Here is a 21702-nt window from a genome sequence, read left to right as displayed (position 1 = left end):
CATATACCACGTAGTTAGTAATACTATAAGTTAATACTCGTAAAATTAAAACATTATATCTATACTTAAATTTTAATTAAAGTGTATATATGATTTATAGTAACAAATTGTGACATATAATTCAATAAAAAGTGATAATGGTAAAACTAAAAGCAAATAACTCTAAATACATCATAAAGGATTTCGCTATAATATCTTTTGGGTACATCTATTGGTTTGATTCTTCTTTTTTCATCTATTTCATCATAAACATAAGATCCTCTTTCTATGGTTCCAGCTTTATAGAATTCAACCTTTGCAACAGCTACTTCTTCATATCCTAAACCATACACACCTAGGTATTCATCTAGACTTATTTCTGCTCCTATTTTTAAGTCTGTGTTTTCTTTATAAAACTCATAATAGCCTCCACCATCTGTTACAGAGCCTTTATACCATCCTCTTTTACTGATTCTATTTACAAAGGTAATATCATTAATCTTTTTATTTTTAAAGTCTTCTATGAATTTTATTGTTTCATCTTCACAAACAAATACCTTTCTATCTATTTGAGGGAAAAGTTGTTCTATTTTGTTATCTTCAAAGATTTCTTTCCATGCAGTTTTTTCTTCTTTACTTAGTTCTAATGGATGAACGATGGATATTTTTTTATCTTTGTCTAGTTCTACGGGTTCATCATTCACATCATATATTTCATCATCATATATAAAGGTTTTTACTAATACATTTCCTTCGTATTGTCCCCAAAGAAGTTTTTTCCCAAGTCTATACATTATAGGATTCTTCATGAAAAGTTCTTTCCACTCATCCATACTCCACATTCTAAAGTCACTTAAAGCTTCTTCCATTCTATCTATCTGAGTTTTTACTGCGGTTTTTAACTCTTTCTTTAAAATCTTAAAGTCATCTTTCGCCTTTTGTACCATAACCTCATCATCATTTTTATTGGCTTTTGGTAAACTCTTCATTATTTTTCCATCTTCTTTTTCTATTTCAAACTGCAGCTGATTATTTATATATACTTTGAATATTCTACTTCCATAAGCATATTCTTTATAATGATTATCTGTAAATCCTAAAGTTGGTACAATCTTATCTTGAAGCTGTCCTATAGAACATCCTAATTCTTTTGCTACTAGATCAAATGCTTCCTGTGCACTTGTCTTTACACTCTTATATTTAAATTTTCTTCCTATAACATCAACTGATATTAAAGCTTCACTACTTCCATTGAGGGCTAATGCTTTAACTACATAAGACGCCATTTTTTGCTTAGAATTAGATGATAATTCTGCTATTAATTTATTCAATCTATGAATCATATTATAATCCCCATGAATTGAAGATAATAGACACATCCATTTTTCTTTTGGTTTACATCCATCTTCAATCCAATCATTAAGAATTTCATTTGCAAAATCGTTTAAATCCTTTTCATTCATATACTCTCCAATTAAAAGAGCATCTTTATTTATTTTTAATTCATCACTTTCCATATAACTTTTCACAAAATATTTAATCACATGCTCGTCTATATATTCTTCTTTATCTTTCCATCTTATTTTAGTGAACTGTTCTATAGATATTTTGATTCTTTTTGATTTATCCTGTTTTAAAAGTTCATCTACATATAATAAAATATCAAAATGTCCATTTTCGTCTATATAAAGTTTTTTAATATCTATTTCTAAGCCTTCTATTAAAAGATCTTTTATTTTAGGCTCTGTCTCTTTATCAAATACTTCATTTAATATTTGTTTTACTTCCTCTTCTTCTTTGAAGTTTAGGAGAATCTCAACAATGGCCATTCTAGTTGTTTTCTTCTTAAGCTTTGTATATTTTTTTATTTCATCCATAACTTCTTGTAATCTTTCATAAGAAAGCTCAGAAAGTTCTTCTATGACCGTTTCTCTCACTATCTTGGAATTATCCTTTAAATACTCAAGGGTATTTTTTATAGACTCTTTATTTAAATTATCATTATATATACTTTTTATTGCAAATGCTCTTGCCTCTGCAAAAGCATTTTTTATATTTCCTAAAACATCTATTTCTTTTTTCATTAAATATATAAGTGCTTTTTTAAACCATTCACTAGCCCTTGAATATACTCCTTTTTCTGCCATATAACAAACTATATGTTCATGTTTTACATTTGCCTCTAATAAAATATCAATAAAATCTTCTATAGTTCCTCTTCCTATTTCTTCTACATAGTCATATATGCTATTCCATATACAAACACTTTCATCTATTTCAAATAGTAATTTTAATGTTCTTCCACTATAACTTTGTGGTAAATTCCAAATATAATCATTTATATAGAAATCCACTTCTATTTCTTCATTTTCTATTTCTTCATTTTCTATATATTCCTCTACATCTTCAAAAGGAATTTCCCCCATTATATATTTTTTAAAATCTCTTTTGATCTCTCTTCCTCTACTACTGCATTTAAGTTTACTATTCAATTTACCAAAGAAACTACTGCATGATCTTTCTACAAAATACTTGTCCCCTGTAACCTTATATAATAAATAACATGCATCATTTTTTTCTTCTTTTTCTAAATAGGTTAACCAATTCTTTAACAAGTCTATATTTTCTTTGTTTTCTTCTAATGTTTCCTTCAATATGTCTTTTTGTAATACTCCATATCTTTTATGTTGATACGAATAGTATAGCTTCCATATACAAATATCTTCTTGACTTATTTTATATTTTTCTTCTAAGTCACGAATAAATTTTATATATTCATCCTTATCTTTAAAATTATATTTTTTTCGATTATATATTTTTGAAATTTCCTCTATAGTAAAAACAGGTGATATATTTGTCAATAAATCAATTACCATTCTGCTCACTTTGCTTAATTCAACAATCATTGCTGCTCCTTGAATTAATACAGTTAGTTTACTACTTTTACATATATTATACTTTCGAATATTCTTTTTTATATTATCGTCTTTTAAGTTTTCCTTAATATTTTCAATAATCTCTTCTAATCTTATATCTTCTTTACATAAAAATTTTTTTACTAAATTTATCGTCTCATTAGGAGTTTTATATGTTTCAAAAACTTCTATCACTCGCCTTGGTAAATGCTCTTCAATCTCCTTTATTTCTTCAGAAAACAAATCACCTTTATGATTATTTTCATATTCTTTTCTAATTTTCTTACAACTTGAAAGTATTCCATACTCCATCATCTTATGTACTCCTCCTTGCTTATATAATTGTTGTTTGAATTTTGATTTTTTAGTAAGAAAATCTATGATACTTTATATCACTAAAATCTCCTTTTTCAAGATCCACTTTTCTGATGAAGAAGTAGATACTTCCATCCTCTTGAATATTTCCAACTCCTTCAAGTTCCGAATTGTAAAGGGAAAGCAAACATACCCATTCATTTTCAAAGCTTACCTCTCCGTACTCATTTAGTATGGTTTCGCCCCTTTCCAAGCGTTCTGTATCATCTGGACATAAAAGATCCTCGTCAATTTTTCTAGGATCTCCCCAATCAGGGAAATAAGGATATCCGCCGATTTTATTACTTAACCTTTCTTGTTCATATTGAAAAGTCATTTCATACCTTCCGTCGCAGTCTTTAAACATTTCATTCAAAATATCCTCAATTTCCTCCTCTAACAAATAATCCTCATCTGAAGGGGTGTCATCAATTTTTTTGTAAGTTACTTTATATTCAGACTTCAGAACAGCATGGCAATCGTCATTTGATATTTCTGGTAAATCCTCTTGAAGCATACTTTCATCTCTTATTATTTCACTGAAATATCGAGTAGTATGTTGACAAGTTTCTTCTTTAATATAAAACTGTAATAATCCCTTCTCTGGATATCCTTGTAACTTAGGAATTTCTTCAAAATTAATTTGCGCCAATAGCATCATGCCTTCTTCAGGATATTCTTCTCCTAATGGTAAATAGGGTTTCCCTCCCAGTTTTGTAGACCATCTAGGTACAGCTTCTTCAGATAATTGAAGCTGTAATGCTTCCTTTGAATATTTTTTTAATCTTCTTTTAAGTATTTCCACAGGTGTATTCCTTATCATTTCCTCAAACTTCTTTTCAGCTCTATGGATTTTTTCTTTAAATGGACTAATCTCTTCATCATCTCTCCATTTGATTGTATCTAGTGCTGTTTTAACTACATGAACAGATGAATCCTCCAACATTTTTACCAAAGAGTTAAGCTGACTTTCTAAAAGCCCTGTTTGATATATTGCAAAAATCTTCTCCCTATCACCTGCTGAAAGTAAATTTCCCAGCACATCTTTTCCTTCTTTAGCATAGCGATATAATCTTTGGGCCAATTCATCTTTAGGCTGTTTGGATGGTTTGTCCAATTCTTCTTTTGTATAAGAACACAAAAATTCATAGATAACTGATTGTGATACACCAACACTTTCCAACCTTTCAGTAAAATCATAAATATCTCTATCAGGTTTTCTACGTTGAAATAAACCTGGTTTTATATCGTATTTGAATTCACTATAAAAATCTTTCATTCTATTTATATCACAAAGTGCAGTAAATACTTTTAACCCTCTTAAAGCATACTCTTTAGAGCCAACACCACAAATGTAACCAATTTCACAGTTTTCCAATGATGGTTTGAATTTTTTATTTACATCTTCTTCTATTTCTTCAAAATCAAATTCACCTTTCATATATGCAACCATTTTTTCTACGGTCTTTTTATCTTTAGAGTTAATCATATTCACTCTTATAAATCGCACATATTCATCCATAAATATTTCATCCATGACTTTTACAGACTGTTCTTTATGATATCTTTCTACCAAAATTCTATGTATGGCCATCTGCTTTCTTATATCAATATATTCTAGTGCTTCATAATTATCAGCATCATCTTCTATATTCCCTTCACCAACCTTTTCGAGAATATTTTCATATATAGCTTTCCCTTCATCATGGCATGTGTAATGACTTTGTCCATAAAGCAGCATCCAACCTGTTATATAAGTCTTTTGCACTTTTATACTATTTAAATCATCTATAAATTCATCAAATCTTCTCTTTAGAAATTTACAACTATCTTTCACTCTGTACAATTTAGAGATTATGCTTAATGTTTTCAAAGGTGCCAGTTTGGTAAAAAACTGCATAAATCTCATACCCATTTTAGCAATTGCAGCATTCTCACACTTAGCACATAAAAATCCCGTTTGAACTATATTGTGAACATGACTAGAGTCATCAAAATACAGATAAGCCTTCTGTTTTCTGCTTATACGTCCTCCATATGCTAGCTTAAATTTTCTTTGCAACTTATCAAATGGATCTTCGTCAGAAACAGCATTCATATAGTATTTAAATACTTTTATATCTTCTTTTTGTAAACCAGATTCATATTTTAAGTCTATTGCAACCTCATTAACAAATCTATCCAACAAATACTCACTAAAATAATCAAATCCTTCTTTGCATTCTTTTTCAAATTCCTTGTCTTCAGACAATATATAGGCTGCACACAAAGTGAATCCACTATTTTTCTTTTTGTAATTTTTGAATTTCTCCGTACAACCTACTCTATCTTTCACAAATGTTCTCAATATATTTTTAAGGGGTTCCCTATAGCTTTCATTCCCATAATCACTATTTTTCAATACAGTCTTCATAAATCGTTCAGGAATATTAACATTGTTCATGCTATAAAATTTCTCCTTTTTCTCTTATTTATTCTATTTCTTTATTCAAAAGTTCAAAGCCACCATGGATTAGTTCATTTTTCACTCATCAGCATCTTAGTCGTCAAATTCTTCAGTATATTTATCCAGAGATGGTTTAACCTTCTCATATAAATCTGCTGCTTCATTATCAAGTCTATCATATATAAAGAATTCATCAGATAAAGGTTCATCATAGTCTAATCCAAAAATATTTTTATAATAAGAATCAACAACTTCATCTATTGTACACTCATCTGGATCAAATATAGGGGGCTCCGTCTTGAATCGGTCAACCAATTCTGTTTTAAAATAATCATAATCATCTACATTTTCTTTAAAATAATCTTTTAAAAATCCTTCCCCAAATATATTCTCTCTAGCAAGGCTATTATCACAATATACAAAAGCTTTAATAATATCTCTAGTAACGCCTCTTTCCTTTACTAGTCTCGGTAAATATTCATATATTACATAACTTGCATGCTCATCATCCCAATATGGAATTATATAACTTCCAATTAAGTACGTATATTCTGGATAAGTTTTTGCAATACAGTAAAACATATCAATACCAAACACAGTGCAATCATCCACCCATAATGACCAAGTGTCATTTTCCTTTTTAGAATAATCTACAACCAACTTAGCCACTTCCAGAACTTTTTCTTTTAAGTTTTTATATGTACAAGCGTTACTGAAAAATATAGCTTCTGAATAATATATTTCATCTCCAAATTCAAGTATTCTGTCTTTAGACACCTCACCTAATTCTGACATTTGCATTATTTCATTTAGTATTTCATAAGAACTACTATCCTTTATATCAAGGGGTTTAACCTTTCCATTTTCTTCTTTGACAAATTCTACATCAAATACTTCCTCATCATTTAAAACTTCGCCACTTTCTAATACTTTCTTGTACTGTTCTAATGCACTAGAAATTGATTCTTCCGAATTCATATCAACTATAATCTGTTTATATTTTTTAAATTGTTCCATTTTATTGTCACGCTCCTAGCTATTATTTTTAATTTCTCTTCTCATTAATTTCCTTTAAAACACCTTCGTACTCATTATTCCAGTATTCTGGCAGCTTTTCATCATAATCACTACCTAAAATATCTGTATATAATTCTTTTATGCGATTTCCCCCATATTCTGTCGTAAGAGATTCTTCATTTACATATTTCTTTATTGTTAATTCTTTAAAGTAAATATAATCATCAGGATTCTTTTCAAAATGCTCTTTTATATATCCCCATTCTGGAAACATGTTGCCTCTAGCATAGGAATTATCTGAAACTACAAAAGCTTTTATAAACTCTTTTCTCATTCCATAGTATTTAAAAAGCTTTTTAAAGTAATCTTCAATAACTACTGGTGCATGTTCATCATCCCAATCAGGTATAATATACTCAGCAATAAGATATAGATAATTTGGATCTTTTTTTGCTAAAAAATAAAGTGCATCTATTCCAGCAAGATATTCATCATCAACCCATAATGACCATGTATCATTTTCTTTTTTTGAATATTTTGCAATCATTTCACAAGCCTTTACAACTTTCTCCTTTAAATTTGGATAGCTACATGTACTGCTAAAAAATAAAGATTCACTAAAATATATTGGATGATCATAATAATCCTTCATCGGAAATCTCTTTTATGTCTGCTTTATTTACTTTTTTAAGTATAATAGGCATTTTTCCATTTTCAATATAATCCCATACTCTTATTCCTTTATCAATTCCTTTTTCAATAAAATCTTTAAAAATAAAATAATGCTTCATTGTAATATAGCCTCCTTTTCTACTATATTTTCTACCAATTTTAATCCTATTAGGTATTTTATAAATTAATAATCTAATTTTACCAAACATTTGTTCGTATCACAACATAATCAAGGAAAATTTTTCCTTCTTATAACCATCTCTTTTTTTAGTAGTACGCAGTGTACTACTACATATAATTACTGTACATTAAATAATTCATATTGTCAAAAATATTATCTATTCCCCTATAATTCCTTCATTTTTCATACACAGATTTTGAGATATTATAGCTTCCTATTAACACTAATATTTTCATTTATAATCCGTTCTTTACTTTCTTAAATATATTTTTAATTTAACATTATGGAACATTAGATAATGTTAAATACAAAAAATCTTCTTACCCTAAGATAAGAAGATTTCAAGCGAATTGTTTTAATACCACCAATATTACTATATTTTCTTTTTATTTTAATTTATATCTTATTTTTTTTATTATCGTATCATCAGAAATACTAAACATATTATCTATAAGCTCAGCTCTGAAATTTCCAGTACCCTTAACATTTTGAGAAAGTTCACCACATATCCCCATAAGAACTATTGCAAGAACAGTGCCCTCTAATATATTCCCAGAAGAAATATAGCTTGCTATAAGCGCAGTAAGCATGCAGCCTGTCCCAGTTATCATTGAAAGCATTTCACAACCATTTGTTATTAAATATGTATGAGTGCCATTTGTTATTATATCTACCACTCCTGTTGCTGCAATAACAGAACCCGTTTGCAGTGACAACGTCTTTAACATTTCTATACTTTCATCAGAATTTTTCTCTGTTACAATATCACATTCTCCAACATCAATTCCTTTTGAATTGTTTTTTATACCACAGATTGCTTTTATTTCAGACATATTGCCCTTAATGACACTTGGATGACACTCTGAAATAAATTTTTTTGCATAATTTAGGCGAAGTTTACTGCATCCCACACCTACAAGATCAATTACTTGTGGAATTTTATTTTCAAAGGCTACTTTACCTGAAATCAACATAGATTTCATTCTGTTGTCAGTTATATTTCCAAGGTTAACCCCCAGTGATTTAGAAACAGCAGTAATTTCAGAAACCTCTAATGGATGTTCAGCCATAATGGGTTTTGCACCAATAGCAAGAACCATATTCGCACAATCATTTATTGAAATAGGATTTGTAATACAGTGGATAAGGGGTTTTTTTAATTTAACATTCTGTTTTATTTGCAATAGGTTGTTTATTGTAAGCTCTTGGTTTGTCATAAATTTTTGCCCCCAAACTTCTCTGAATTTTTGCAAGCATACCTGTCTTGCTTAATGCTGTTAAAAAAACAAATGCAATTGTTCCTCCAATAAGTGTTCCCATAATAAATGAAGGAACATAGAACATCCATGTAAGCCCTGTTCTACCCCAAATAACTGTCATAATAGGATATGAAAGTATAGCTCCTATAATACCAGTTCCTATGACCTCACCTATAATCGCACAAATCAAATTCCCCTTAGATACTCTGTATAAAACACCAGACAAAGTGGCTCCAAAAACTGCTCCAGTTAAAGCTAAAGGTGGAATTCCCATAAAGAACATCCTTATCACACCAATTAGTGTAGCACAAAGCAATGAATACCATGGTCCAAGAATAACAGAACATACGATGTTAATAAAGTGCGCCATAGGACACATTCCTTCAATACGAAGAATTGGTGAAATTACAACCCCCATTGCCACCAGCATTGCTAGCATAAGTTTTTTTAATAGTTTTGAGTTTTTTTCCATAATAAAATACCTCCCTAATAATATTTATTTTCCCAATATGTCATATAGGAAATAAATACCATTATAGAGGTAGAACTTTAGCGCAACCAAATAGCAATTCCCTATATGACATAAGCCATACTGGTCGGTCGAAGCTCAAAAGCTTCCTCTCACCTTGAAACACAAGTTCCCTCGCTATTTAGTTGTATTTTTGCCATAAAAGCGTAGGGCGCTCCCCCTTCGCTTATCGAAGATACACTCCTTGAGGCATAAAAAAATGGAATACACCGAATAAGGCGCATCCCATTTGTACTCATAAAATATATAAGCAAATAGTATAAATTAAATATTTCCCTACGCCGGCATTATCCGAATCAAGTTATGGGTCGAAGCATAAACTTCCTCTCAGCCTGCAGCACAAGCTCCCCTTTTTTAGAATTATATCATATAATGTTCTTAAATTCAACATAACCTGGAAATACATCATAGCAAAAATTTATATGTCAGAACTTTTTCTTATTTATATATAATTCTTAAATTTTTTTACTTCATTTAATACTTTTTCAAATAAAAACGGTTGAATCAATGGATAAGTTAAATTTTTAGGTAGAGTTTTAAAGAACTCTACTTCTCCTATTTCAGAATTTGGCAACTTCTCAAGAGTTTGTACCTCTGCATAAAATAGTTGCCCAAAAGTTTCACCTTCATCTCCCTTTACTGAATAAACACATATAGGTTTTAAAGTAAAATCTTTTGCCCCAGTTTCTTCAAATAATTCTCTTGAGGCAGTATCATTAATATCCTCATTATTTTCTCTATGCCCTCCAGGTATTTCCCAAGTATCTCTTTTTTTATGTTTAACAAATATCCACTGTTCTTTGTATTTTGCCATTATTACAGCAAATAGAAGTTTATTATCTTGTATTTTTCCTAATTCATGAAAATTTACCTTCAACATCTTTTCCCTTCTTTCGATTCTCAATATTTTGCTATTATATCTTAATTATTTCTTTTAATATTAGATTTTCATATCGTTATTTAAGAATATAGTTCATTACTTTTCATCTAATTTTTTTCAAGCTGATTTAGTTTCATTTCCATTTCTTTAAGATGCAAATTTAACATATCAATTTTACCTTCAACTCTCTTAATGTCTTTAGATATACCAAAGGTAACTCTATAAATTAAATATCCTATTCCCAATATTATTAATAATGTTTCTGCCATAAACTCTCCCTTTTCTGTATAATTTTTATGTGTAATAATATACTAACAATATTAATTTAAAGTATGTGTCCATTAAACGCTACTTAATGATTTAATGTAACATCTTCTTATGTACCTTATAAGCATTTATGAAAGATAAGATACTTGTAATCCCAGTTAAAATGTAATACACTCCAAAAGGTTTGGCTTCATATATTGAAAAAATAATACCTAATCCAAAACATATCCCAGCAAAAATCCATGTGTTTCTTTGTAGTTTTAATTTCATTAATACACTCCCTAGTTTTATTTCAATGTAAACTCTTCTATTTTAATAACATTTTCTCCCTAAAAATTAATACAAACAATATAAAGTTAGTTGTCTTTAATATATCTTTTTTCACTTATTACTTGGGATAAATACTTAATAATTCTCTTTTTGCTTTTTCATATTTTTTTAATCTATCATAATCTTTTGTAGTTGGATTAGATATTCTGGTAATATCGCTATTATCTTCTATATCAGCTAGCTTAACTTTTTTACCTATAGCATTTTGTTTGCAACGACTTACAAACTCCATATAGGTTTCATTCTCTCTTCTTGTAACAGAATTTATTGCATTTACTATTTCTTCTGAAAAACCTTCTTTTCTAAGATATTCAAATGTTATATCGGTATCTTCAACAGTGTCATGCAATACTGCCACAATTCTTGAAATATCATCGTTCATTTTAGTCATAACTCTTAACGGATGTAATATATATGGGTGTCCACCTTTGTCTGTTACTCCTTCATGAGCTTTAGTTGCTATAATTATTGCCTTGCTTAATAAATTCATTTTTACACCTCATTCTTATTTCACAATCTGTAAATGTTACGAATTAATGATAGTTTGATCTATTATTTTTATTAATTTTAGTCGGTTTTAACTTGTAAAAAACAAAGAAAATAGCCATTGAAACTACTAAAGTTAATACTGTATTTATCCATTGAGTTTTAAGGTCCTTAGCCCAAAAATTCGTTCCTATATTCAAATAAGCATTTTCAATAGCATGAAACAGAATGCAAATTAATATACTTAGTGTCTTTATATATAAAATTGATAATATAAAGGTTAAGGAAATTACAAAAAATAAAAATAGTATATAATTTGACCCATATTGAGGTGTCCATATTTCATTAATCCATAGTGGCATAATAACGATAAACTAATCCACGATGTCCATGTTATTTTGTATCGTGATTTTAAAATATTATGTTTTAGTTATTAATATCTATTTATCTAATAATCTTCCCATTATAACTGTATTATAATAGGTTCCATCTTTATGAATACGGTCCTTTATTAATAATCCTTCTGCTACAAATCCATATCTTTTATATAATTGAATTGCTTTTGTATTTGTTTGTACCACAGTTAATGAAATCTTTTCAATTTCAACAGTATCTGCCCACCTCAGAATATTTTCTAGTAGTACTTTACCAATTCCATGACCCCAGTATTCCTTTGATATACATATTCCAAATTCTGCTTTATGCCTAAATCTACTTAGTTTACTTCCTTCACAACGAGTAAATCCAACAATTTCACCTTCTACTTCTGCAACTAAGAATATAGTTTTTTCTGCTATTGAATCTTCATAAATAAGTTTTTCAAAATCTTCTGGTGTTAATAAACCTTCACCAGATTCCCTATCAAGATTTTCTGTTTCCCCATCAATTTTAACTCTTAATTTAGATAATTCAATTGCATCATATTTTGTTGGACAACGAAGTATCCATGTTAGACTTTTACCTTCTATTCTTTTATTTTCAATAATCATACATTACCTCCAGCAGTATTATTAAAATAAGGACGTACTTTAAGAAGAATGTGTATTAATAATAGCAAAGATTATGCTCATTTTTCGAGTGTATATATTTCTTTTTCGACTGGTATATACTCAATAAAACATTTGCCTCATTTTCCTCTTATATAAATAATCTTTGTTACACATAATTCTACTTTTGTGTCTTAACTACTTCTAGGATTATTAATCTTCTAAATCATCATTTAAAAATATTATATAAAATGTAATACATTCTACTGTGCTATAGATAAATCTAGCTTTTTATTTTCAACACATACAATTGACATAGTTTTAACTCCTAATGAACTTGAAACTGGTTCACATTTTGCCATAAACAAATGAAATATATTTTTTTTATCTATTTCACTTAAGCTTTCATAATTACCTTGACCTTTTGCAATCACAACATCAGCACCATAAAACTTCTCTCTGAACTCGTCACTTACTCGTTCAATAACAGTTCCCAGAGAACCATCTCCATTTTCAATGGTATCAGCAACTTCTTGCATTCCCACCATTTGTGCATCATCAAAAGTGACATCATTAACAATTATTTTTCCTCTGACACCAAAATATACCTTAACATTTGGAAACTCATTTTTTATATATTTAATAAACAGTTTGTCCAAACAAATCTCACCACAATTATCTCCTAAATACATGACACTTTTTGCAATTTTTAAACTTTCATATAGATTCTTACTATGATCTATAGTAAGATTAAGTTCTTGAATATTCATTATTTTTTTCTTAAGCATGTCTAAATCGAATTTATGCTTAGCTGCAAAATCAATTAAATTACCCGCTATGGCAATTTTTAGTGCCGTGTTAAATTTATTATCTGAGTTTCGAATAAGATTCTCAATTTCTTCAATCATCTTTAGGACTTCTATATTATAATATTTTTTTATATCACTATATGGATTATCATTTTCAATATATTTTAGTATGATGTTCCATGTTCCTCCTATGACTTCAGGATTGCATTTGGAGTAGTCGGCGTTACTTAAGTATTCAAGCACTTCCCTCATCATTTCTTCTTTTTTGTTTCTCTCCATCTCTAATAAATCCATTATCTTTATCGCTTGATTAATATTACACGTAATACAATTCAAATCTAATTTCATAGATATACCTCTCCATTCTTATTCATCAATCTGTATCCGTTTTTTTAAATATTTTCATATTTTTTACACACAATATAAACTTAAGTTTCCTATTCTATAATTTTCATTGATACCAATACGATATAAAATCTTACAATTTTGTCTTAACACATTATATATTCTTACGACGCATTTTCTTTAAATGATGTCATAATTATAAATCACAATATACCATATTATACATTGGTTTCCTTATAACAATCAACTTGAATAATTAATAGCATTAGTGTCTATAAATTGAATTATATGCACCCAATAAAAGTTTCGCTCATATTGTTGTAATAAGGTGATTAGTTATTCTAAAGAAACCTTCTTTATGTTTACAGTTTTTCAATTTCTTTAATTAGTTCTTCTACTAAATTTTCTTCTTTAACCTTTTTTATTACTTCGCCTTTTTTAAATATTAAACCTTCACCATTGCCTCCTGCAATGCCAATATCCGCTTCTCTAGCTTCTCCGGGACCATTAACTACACATCCCATTGTAGCTACCTTAATATTCTTTTGACACTTTGATAATCTTTTTTCTACTTCTTCAGCTATTTTTATAAGATTTATTTGTGTTCTACCACATGTAGGGCAGGATACAAATTTAACGCCTTCTTCTATATAACCTAAAGATTTAAGAATTTCACGCCCCACCTTAACTTCATCCAATACATCCCCAGTAAGTGAAACTCTTATAGTATCCCCAATACCCTCTGATAAAAGAGTTCCTATACCGATGCTAGATTTTATAGTTCCACTCCATAAAGTTCCTGCTTCTGTAACACCTAGATGAAGTGGATAATTTACTTTTTCAGAAATTAATCTGCAACTTTTTATCATATGCATCACATCAGAAGATTTTATAGAAATACATATATCATAAAAGTTTAAACTTTCTAATATTCTTACATGTTTTAAAGCACTTTCAACCAATGCTTCTGGGCAAACTTTTGTATACTTTTCTAAAATATCCTTTTCTAAAGAACCCGAATTTACTCCAATTCTAATAGATATACCTCTATTTTTTGCAGCTTCTACGACCATTTTTATTCTATCTAAGTTTCCAATATTACCTGGGTTTATCCTTAATGCATCAACTCCACTTTCTATAGATTTAAGTGCTAATTTATAATCAAAATGTACATCTGCTACTAGAGGAATATGAATTTGTTTTATTATATTCTTCAAAGCCTCTGCCGATGCTATATCAGGTACAGCACACCTTATAATATTACAACCTGCTTTTTCTAAGTCAAGAATTTGATTTACAGTAGCATCTACATCTCTAGTATCTGTATTAGTCATAGACTGCACAGAAATTTTTGAATCTCCACCTACATACATGTTTCCTACCTTTATTTTTTTTGTAATTTTCCTACTCATTATCTAATCTCCTTTTATTTTTTATATTTCTTTGAACTTATGTATAGTATAGTAAAGGATATTCAATTTTAAAAACGAATTATATTAATAATAACAATCGAAATAATAGATGGAGGTATTTATGAATATTGAAGCAATTGAAACCTTTGTACTTCTTGCAGAAAACGGAAATTTTACTAAAACTGCTGAAATGCAATATTTAGTTCAATCAACAATTTCAAACAGAATAAATGAACTTGAAAAATACGTGGGAAAAAATTTATTTATAAGAAATAATAAAAATGTAAGACTTACACCATCAGGAGAGGCTTTTCTACCATATGCTAAAAGAATGCTTATGTTAAAAAAAGATGGAATAATAAAAGCTAGATCTATAGGAATATATGAGGATAGATTAGCATTGGGATTAGTAGATTCTATATATAAGGGTATTATATCGCCAATAATAAAAGAATATTTTTTAACTTTTCCTAATATTGCGATAAAACTTAAAGTTAATCATTCAGAAGAAATTATTAAACTATTAGGTGATGGTATATTAGATATTGGATTTGTTTATACAAAATCGAAATTAAGTAAATTTGAAGTTATTGATTTTTTAGAAGATGAGATAATCCTAGTGACAAGTCCTAAAAATAAAATAATACTTGAAGCAGAAATTTCTTACGTAGATTTAATGCAATTACCTTTACTTTATGCAGATTTAGGAGAAGATTTTTTCAAATGGTTAAGTAAACTTTTTGGAGATAGCCCATTACTAAGACTCTCAGTTGATGAAACTTCTTATGTAATTGATTTTGTTAAAGAAGGATTTGGCTATGCATTTGTTACAAAATCCTCTGTTAATAATGAACTGGAATCTGGAGAATTAATACACATAAAAATAAAAGATTCAATAATACCCACAAGACAAATATATATGTTAATTAATAAAAGTAAAAAAGATTCTATTGCAATAAAAAATTGGTTAGAAATGATATTGTAATGGAGTTAAATGGACGATTGGATTTTAAGTATGTATTAAAATAGGAGCACTTGCTCCTATTTTATTGGTTTTAAAAAAAATATCTTTTTTTTCTTCACTAATTTGTAACTTTCTCTACTCCCTCGTCATTCTTTTCCACATACATTTTATTATTTTATTTATAGTAAATCCAAATAATCTTTTTACTGTACTAATCTTTACATCATAATAATAAGTTGAATCTAACCATCCTTTGCTCTCCCAATATTTATAGTCTAGTTTTGAAGTGTATGTTTTACTTCTTAAACAATTAAACATATATATTTCATAAAATCCTGGGGAAAGTAGCTTATCACTTTTTATTGCTTCGTAAAAATCTTTAGCAAAGTTTCTAATACTTTTACTGTTCTTATCAAAATGCTTTTGCTTAAATAGTTTATTATCCTTTCCTTTAAAAAACATAGGAGAAACAATTTCAATTGAACCTATTAAATTACATCCCCATCCGCAGGCTGTCATTTTAAGATATTTTGTTACTTCCTTTTGTCCTCCGCCTTGTGTTGTAACAATAGTAAGGGCTGGTTTTGAAACAAGTTGTGGTCTATGAAATAGATAAGAAAGTCTCTCTATCACTCGTTTAAAAGAGCCTGTTATTTGACATGCATATACTGGTGATGCAAATATGATACCATCTGCTTTTATGATCTTTTCTTTTAATTTTTTTAAATCATCTTTTATGGGGCAATAATCTTCTCCTTTGTGAAAGCACAAGCTGCACCCTCTACAATCTTCAATATTAAGATTTTTTAAATATACATATTCAAACTCTATGTTACTTTCTTCTTTCATTTCATCTTCTATCAATTTACATACATTATATGAATCTTTTTTTCGTGGGCTTCCCATCAACACTAATATTTTCATTTATAATTCTCCCCTTACTTTCTTAAATATATTTTTAATCCACACCTATCCAACATTGGATATCAAAGTTTTGAAATTAACCTACCTAGATTATAAAAACTAGATAGGCTTACCCATAACTTCTCCTATATTCTCTACTTTAGAAAAATCTACTGCTTTAATAAAATCTGATATTTGTTTACTTAAATCCATGCAAAAATCCATTTCTTCAAGTAAAGCTTCATGCCATTTAATTTGATAGTCTAAACTTGATATCATCATTTCAAAACAAACAACTTCTACTTTTAAAGTATCTTTATTTACTTTTATATTTTGCCACTTTTCAGTTTCTTTTTTCTTTTCTTTAAGTAACTTAATATGTTTTTCTACATGTGCTATAATTTCTTTTTTTTCAATACCATTCAATATAGGATGTATAATAAACTTATCTGATCCTATATCATAAATCTTCTTATCTAATTCTTCTTTTAAGCATTCCTCTAATTCTTGTTTACCTTTGTCAGTTATTTTATAAACCTTTCTTCCTTTAGCTTTAACTTCTTCTTTTTTCAAAAGCTCTATTAATCCTTGTTTTTCAAGCTTACCTAGTGCATAATATATAGACCCTGACTGAATTTTAGTCCAACTATCCATATGGTTTCCTTGAATAAACTTTTGAATCTCATAACCATGAGTAGGCTTTATACTTAAATAATATAAAATGAATGCTTTAATCATTTATTTAAACCTCCATATTATCTAATATTGTACATTAACATAATATATCCAACATTGGATAATGTCAATATTATTTCATAACTTAATGTTAAATACAAAAATCTCCTTACCGTTATATAGTTTTATTTGAAAAAATTTCTTACTTTTTCTTTAAAAGATTTATTCATGCAATCTTTTTCACACATTTCCAACACTTGCTTTGCAATATTGCTATTTCCACCACCACAATCACCATTTACATTTTCTGTACCTGTTATTGCAACCATCACTTTCGTTTCATAATCATCAATCTCTGTCAATTTAATATAATATGGAACATATCCCCCACCATGATTTATAAATGATACGAAGTTTACTCCCCCATAAGGTGAGGTAACGCCAAAATAAATTTTAACTCTGTTCCCTTCTACAGTTCTCAAATCTTCTATATGCTCAATTTCCCACCCAAGACCTATAAAATTGGATTTTAGTTGTTTTTCAATATATGCTAAGGGTTGAGCCATAGTAGTTTCCATGATTTTAGCTATCTTCATTTGTATTCACCACTCTTAAATTTTTATCTTGGTTATATTCTAGCATGATTATCCTAATTATTCATTAATAACCACTATATTTACAGCCCTTTATCATTTATATTCTGTTTGATAGACTTCTTTTTATCTCTAATAAATAGTTGCCCTTTATAATCAAAAAATATATTATTTGTATAATCAAGAAACTACCCATTACAAGAAATGCTGCCGTACTTACCTCCATTCCAAAAGCATTTTTTAATGCTTTTAGTGCAAAAAAGGAATGTATTACTGCCACAATATAAGGTAATAAAAATAACACTCCTATCTCAATAGTAGACACCTTTTTTATTTCTTTAAAAGTCAATCCTATTTTATTCAACTGTCCATACTTCACCTTATCTTCTGCAACATCCATATAGTATTTGTTATATAAGAAACTTCCTGTAGTTACAAAGAAAATTATTCCTATAAATATAGTTAAGAACATAACCACTCCATATCCAATTTTATGTGATTCTAATATATCAGCTTTCATTAAAATAACATAATCTTCACTATACTTATCTTGCTTAAATTTTTCATTATAACTTTTACAAATGTCCAAAGTATCCTTATAATTGATTACATTAAATGCACAAAATGAAACAGTTGAACCTTTGATTTTCTTATATTCGTCATCCTTCAAAATATATAACTCATCATATAATGCAGGAATTATTCTTTCATCTAACCTTGAAACAACTTTTATATTAATATTATTTAATAAAATATTATCTTTCTTGTCACTAATTAAGGGTTTTCCCGCTATTGCCTCATTACTATTGAAGTCTATTGCTTTCTCTCCAAATGATCTAGCTAACCTATGATAGGTACTTTCATCAATTATATTTAATGCTATAGTATTTCTCCTATGTGATATGGTCTTGATCTCCCCTTCAACTTTAGTGTAATTATATTTTTCTTTCTTTAAAGAATCTTCTATAAAACCTAATCTTTCATAATCCTTTTTATTTGATGCATGAAAAAATGCTTGAGGAAAGTTTTTAGTAACCTCTACCTCCTTGTTTATCCAAAAAGCAGATACTCCTCCAATGGATGTAAATGCTACTGCTGAAGTTATTGTAATTAAAAAGAACATTCTTGTATTATCCTTTATCCTATATAAAAGGTTTGAAACCCATAATACAGTTATTTTATTCATATAAAATTCTCTATTCTTTTTTAAAAGCTTTATTATAAAAACACTTAATTGCGAGAATAGTAAATATGTTGCAATTATAACTACTGCTGTTACAGGTATAATTCTATAGGCTATATTATTCATAGTTGATGTGATAGAAAAATAATATCCTCCAATCAATAATCCTGCACATAATAGTGAAAGAATAGTTGAAGTTTTTGGCTCACTCTTTGGCTTTTGTGTTCCTTTAAGCAAAGTTAAAACCTCATCTTCTTTTATAATAGATGTAACAAAAATTGAAATTAAAATTCCCATTAGAACAAAAGATACTAAAGTTATTATCATGGCTTTAAGTGGAAAATAGAATAGCAAAGCATTATAGCCTAATAGCTTTCCACTAGCAACTAAAAATATTTTAGAAAAAACTAATCCTAATATAACTCCTGATACCCCCGAAACAGAACTAATTAATATATTTTCAATTCCAATCATCCTTTTAATTTGTTTGTCTGAAGCTCCCAAAATATACAATATACCAAATTCTTTAAATCTACTCTTTAAAAATACACTTACAGAATAAAATACAAAGAAACATAAAAATAAATATGCAATCACTATTGTTAACCTTATTCCCTCTTGTAAATACTCTGGAAATACAGCAATATTTAAGTTGGGATGTAATATCAGCATGGTAAAAGAAAATAATAATGCTGCGGATATAGTACTACTCAAGAAATATGCAAAATAAGCCCTAATATTTCTTATTACATTTCTAGTAGCAAATTCTCTGAAATCCATTAGTTTCCGCCTCCTAATAATGCAAGTACATCTATTATTTCTTGGTAGAACTGTTGTCTACTATCCCCTTTATAGATTTCATTGTATATAGAACCATCCTTTATAAAAAGTATTCTATTAGAATAGCTAGCAGCTAAAGGGTCATGTGTAACCATCATAGTAGTTACCTTCTCCTCTTTATTTATCTTCTCAAATAACTCCATCACTGTTTTTGATGCTTTTGAATCTAGATTACCAGTAGGTTCATCAGCTAAAAGCATGGAAGGATTATGTATTAATGCTCTTGCTATAGCTGCCCTTTGTGCTTGACCTCCTGATACCTCAAAAGTTCGATTCTCTAATAAGCTCTCTATTCCAAGAATTTTTGCTACTCTTTCTAATTTTTTCTCCTGTTCTTTAATTGATACACCATCCAAAGTTAATGGTAATACTATATTTTCTCCAATGGTTAATGTATCTAATAGGTTAAAATCTTGAAATACAAAGCCTAATTCTCTTCTTCTAAATAAAGCTAGTTCTTCTCCCTTAAGAATTAGCGGATTCTTATCCTTTATGATTATTTCTCCTGAAGTTGGTTTATCTACTGTAGAAATCATATTTAAAAGTGTAGTCTTCCCACTTCCTGAAGGTCCCATAATTCCTACGAACTCACCATCTTCTATGTTAAAGCTTATATTATCTAAAGCACTAAATATAATCTTCTTACCATATACCTTTTTCAAATTTCTAACCTTTAAAATCTCCATTTTAATCTTCCCCTCTATACAGTTAACTCTATAACCTTAGTAAATACTAACGCACCAAGTAAAGCACCTGCTAAAATTCTATATACTGCAAATATCTTCATAGGCTTCTTTTTTAAATAGCTAACAAACTTATCCATAACTATTATTGACACTATGAATGCAACAATAAAACCTAATATTAATGCAATCCATAAGGTTGGTGTCATTATAGAATAATCAAATTCAAACAAATCCTTTCCTGTTGATCCTATCATTGCTGGAATAGCTAAAAAGAATGAAAATTCTGCTGCTATTGGTGTTGATATACCTGCAATCCACCCCCCCATTATAGTAGATGCACTTCTTGACATCCCAGGCCATACAGCTAGAATCTGTAATAATCCTACCTTTAAAGCTTGAAGAAACGTTATACTATCTATATCCTTTACAGCATGTTCTTTCTTTCTAAACACATTTTCTATTATCCATAATAAAATACCACCTACTATAAATCCTACAATTACTGCCTCTGGTCTAAATAATGCTTTTATTCTATGATAAAATAGTACGCCTATAACTCCAATAGGAATGGATGCTGTTATAACGTTAACTCCAAATTTAAATCCATTCTTACCTTCTTTACCTCTAGTAAATATAAATTTAAAGAATTCGATTATACTCTCTTTAATCTTTTTCTAATAAAGAACTACTACTGCTAATATTGCTCCAAGTTGAATTACAACCTCAAACATCTTAGCAAATTCACCATTAAATTTAATTGCACTTCCAACTAATATCATATGCCCTGTAGAAGATACAGGAATAAATTCTGTAAGTCCCTCTACAACTGCTATTATAATAGCTTTTAATATAAATATTATATTCATGACCATACTCATCTCTCCTTCAAAACTAATACTTATGTATTTAGTTTAATGGATTCTATATCAATATACTATCTTCAAACCTTACAGAAGTATTACATATATGTCACACTTCTTCATAAAAAAAA

At 28.6% G+C, this 21702-nt stretch carries 20 protein-coding genes, 1 pseudogene and 1 riboswitch; of the genes and pseudogenes, 1 reads left to right on the top strand and 20 read right to left on the bottom strand.

Annotation, left to right across the window (positions count from 1 at the left end; genetic code table 11):
• Positions 1–146: 146 nt before the first annotated feature.
• From OXH55_RS18810 to ispG, 14 genes are all read right to left on the bottom strand, one after another.
• Positions 147–3209 (bottom strand): DUF4132 domain-containing protein, encoded by a 3063-nt coding sequence (locus OXH55_RS18810; RefSeq protein ID WP_268051682.1) that lies wholly within the window; start codon positions 3207–3209, stop codon positions 147–149.
• A gap of 49 nt (positions 3210–3258) precedes the next feature.
• Positions 3259–5691, bottom strand: a complete 2433-nt coding sequence (locus OXH55_RS18805; protein WP_268051680.1) for a YwqG family protein — start codon at positions 5689–5691, stop codon at positions 3259–3261.
• 96 nt (positions 5692–5787) lie between these two features.
• The gene (locus tag OXH55_RS18800) at positions 5788–6711 is read right to left on the bottom strand and encodes a hypothetical protein (protein ID WP_268051679.1); all 924 of its coding nucleotides are present in this window, start codon (positions 6709–6711) and stop codon (positions 5788–5790) included.
• A 28-nt stretch (positions 6712–6739) separates the two neighbouring features.
• Positions 6740–7363 (bottom strand): hypothetical protein, encoded by a 624-nt coding sequence (locus OXH55_RS18795; RefSeq protein ID WP_268051677.1) that lies wholly within the window; start codon positions 7361–7363, stop codon positions 6740–6742.
• Complete coding sequence (locus tag OXH55_RS18790) at positions 7347–7502, bottom strand: hypothetical protein (protein ID WP_268051675.1); 156 nt, start codon at positions 7500–7502, stop codon at positions 7347–7349. Before OXH55_RS18790 ends, OXH55_RS18795 begins: the two co-directional genes overlap by 17 nt.
• Positions 7503–7950: 448 nt before the next feature.
• On the bottom strand, positions 7951–8748 hold the full coding sequence (gene thiM, locus OXH55_RS18785) for a hydroxyethylthiazole kinase (RefSeq protein WP_268051733.1): 798 nt from the start codon (positions 8746–8748) through the stop codon (positions 7951–7953).
• Positions 8726–9295 (bottom strand): energy coupling factor transporter S component ThiW, encoded by a 570-nt coding sequence (thiW, locus tag OXH55_RS18780; RefSeq protein WP_268051673.1) that lies wholly within the window; start codon positions 9293–9295, stop codon positions 8726–8728. Before thiW ends, thiM begins: the two co-directional genes overlap by 23 nt.
• A 312-nt stretch (positions 9296–9607) precedes the next feature.
• Positions 9608–9713, bottom strand: a riboswitch (TPP riboswitch).
• Positions 9714–9794: 81 nt separating this feature from the next.
• The gene (locus OXH55_RS18775; RefSeq protein ID WP_268051671.1) at positions 9795–10232 is read right to left on the bottom strand and encodes an NUDIX hydrolase; all 438 of its coding nucleotides are present in this window, start codon (positions 10230–10232) and stop codon (positions 9795–9797) included.
• Positions 10233–10339: 107 nt separating this feature from the next.
• On the bottom strand, positions 10340–10501 hold the full coding sequence (locus OXH55_RS18770; RefSeq protein WP_268051670.1) for a hypothetical protein: 162 nt from the start codon (positions 10499–10501) through the stop codon (positions 10340–10342).
• Positions 10502–10592: 91 nt separating this feature from the next.
• Positions 10593–10769 carry a hypothetical protein gene (locus OXH55_RS18765; RefSeq protein ID WP_268051669.1) on the bottom strand — a complete coding sequence of 59 codons (177 nt, stop codon included), beginning with the start codon at positions 10767–10769 and terminating at the stop codon, positions 10593–10595.
• 118 nt (positions 10770–10887) lie between these two features.
• A complete protein-coding gene (locus OXH55_RS18760; protein WP_268051668.1) occupies positions 10888–11319 on the bottom strand; it encodes a GTP pyrophosphokinase in 432 nt (143 codons plus the stop codon).
• Between the two features lie 436 nt (positions 11320–11755).
• Positions 11756–12304, bottom strand: a complete 549-nt coding sequence (locus OXH55_RS18755) for a GNAT family N-acetyltransferase (RefSeq protein WP_268051667.1) — start codon at positions 12302–12304, stop codon at positions 11756–11758.
• A 260-nt stretch (positions 12305–12564) separates the two neighbouring features.
• Complete coding sequence (locus tag OXH55_RS18750) at positions 12565–13458, bottom strand: damage-control phosphatase ARMT1 family protein (protein WP_268051666.1); 894 nt, start codon at positions 13456–13458, stop codon at positions 12565–12567.
• A gap of 359 nt (positions 13459–13817) precedes the next feature.
• On the bottom strand, positions 13818–14867 hold the full coding sequence (gene ispG, locus OXH55_RS18745) for a flavodoxin-dependent (E)-4-hydroxy-3-methylbut-2-enyl-diphosphate synthase (protein WP_268051664.1): 1050 nt from the start codon (positions 14865–14867) through the stop codon (positions 13818–13820).
• Between the two features lie 121 nt (positions 14868–14988).
• Between ispG and OXH55_RS18740 the strand changes: the two genes are divergently transcribed.
• A complete protein-coding gene (locus tag OXH55_RS18740; RefSeq protein ID WP_268051663.1) occupies positions 14989–15852 on the top strand; it encodes a LysR family transcriptional regulator in 864 nt (287 codons plus the stop codon).
• A gap of 114 nt (positions 15853–15966) precedes the next feature.
• On the opposite strand, the gene OXH55_RS18735 is transcribed toward OXH55_RS18740, so the two are convergent.
• The 6 genes and pseudogenes from OXH55_RS18735 to OXH55_RS18710 form a co-directional block, all read right to left on the bottom strand.
• Positions 15967–16755, bottom strand: coding sequence for a flavodoxin family protein (locus tag OXH55_RS18735; RefSeq protein WP_268051662.1), 789 nt, complete (start codon positions 16753–16755; stop codon positions 15967–15969).
• A gap of 99 nt (positions 16756–16854) precedes the next feature.
• Entirely contained in the window at positions 16855–17472 is a 618-nt protein-coding gene (locus tag OXH55_RS18730) for a PadR family transcriptional regulator (protein WP_268051661.1), read from the bottom strand.
• Between the two features lie 122 nt (positions 17473–17594).
• Entirely contained in the window at positions 17595–18005 is a 411-nt protein-coding gene (locus OXH55_RS18725; protein ID WP_268051660.1) for a hypothetical protein, read from the bottom strand.
• A 97-nt stretch (positions 18006–18102) separates the two neighbouring features.
• Positions 18103–19965 carry an FtsX-like permease family protein gene (locus OXH55_RS18720; RefSeq protein WP_268051659.1) on the bottom strand — a complete coding sequence of 621 codons (1863 nt, stop codon included), beginning with the start codon at positions 19963–19965 and terminating at the stop codon, positions 18103–18105.
• Positions 19965–20711 carry an ABC transporter ATP-binding protein gene (locus OXH55_RS18715; protein WP_268051658.1) on the bottom strand — a complete coding sequence of 249 codons (747 nt, stop codon included), beginning with the start codon at positions 20709–20711 and terminating at the stop codon, positions 19965–19967. Before OXH55_RS18715 ends, OXH55_RS18720 begins: the two co-directional genes overlap by 1 nt.
• 14 nt (positions 20712–20725) lie before the next feature.
• Positions 20726–21583: pseudogene (locus OXH55_RS18710) on the bottom strand (undecaprenyl-diphosphate phosphatase).
• Positions 21584–21702: the final 119 nt, after the last annotated feature.

Origin of the sequence: Clostridium ganghwense, assembly GCF_026735165.1 — a bacterium.
Classification (GTDB): Bacteria; Bacillota; Clostridia; order Clostridiales; family Clostridiaceae; genus Clostridium_H; species Clostridium_H ganghwense.
Note: the sequence above shows the minus strand (reverse complement) of the source record. Positions and strands in the feature narration are given on the sequence as shown.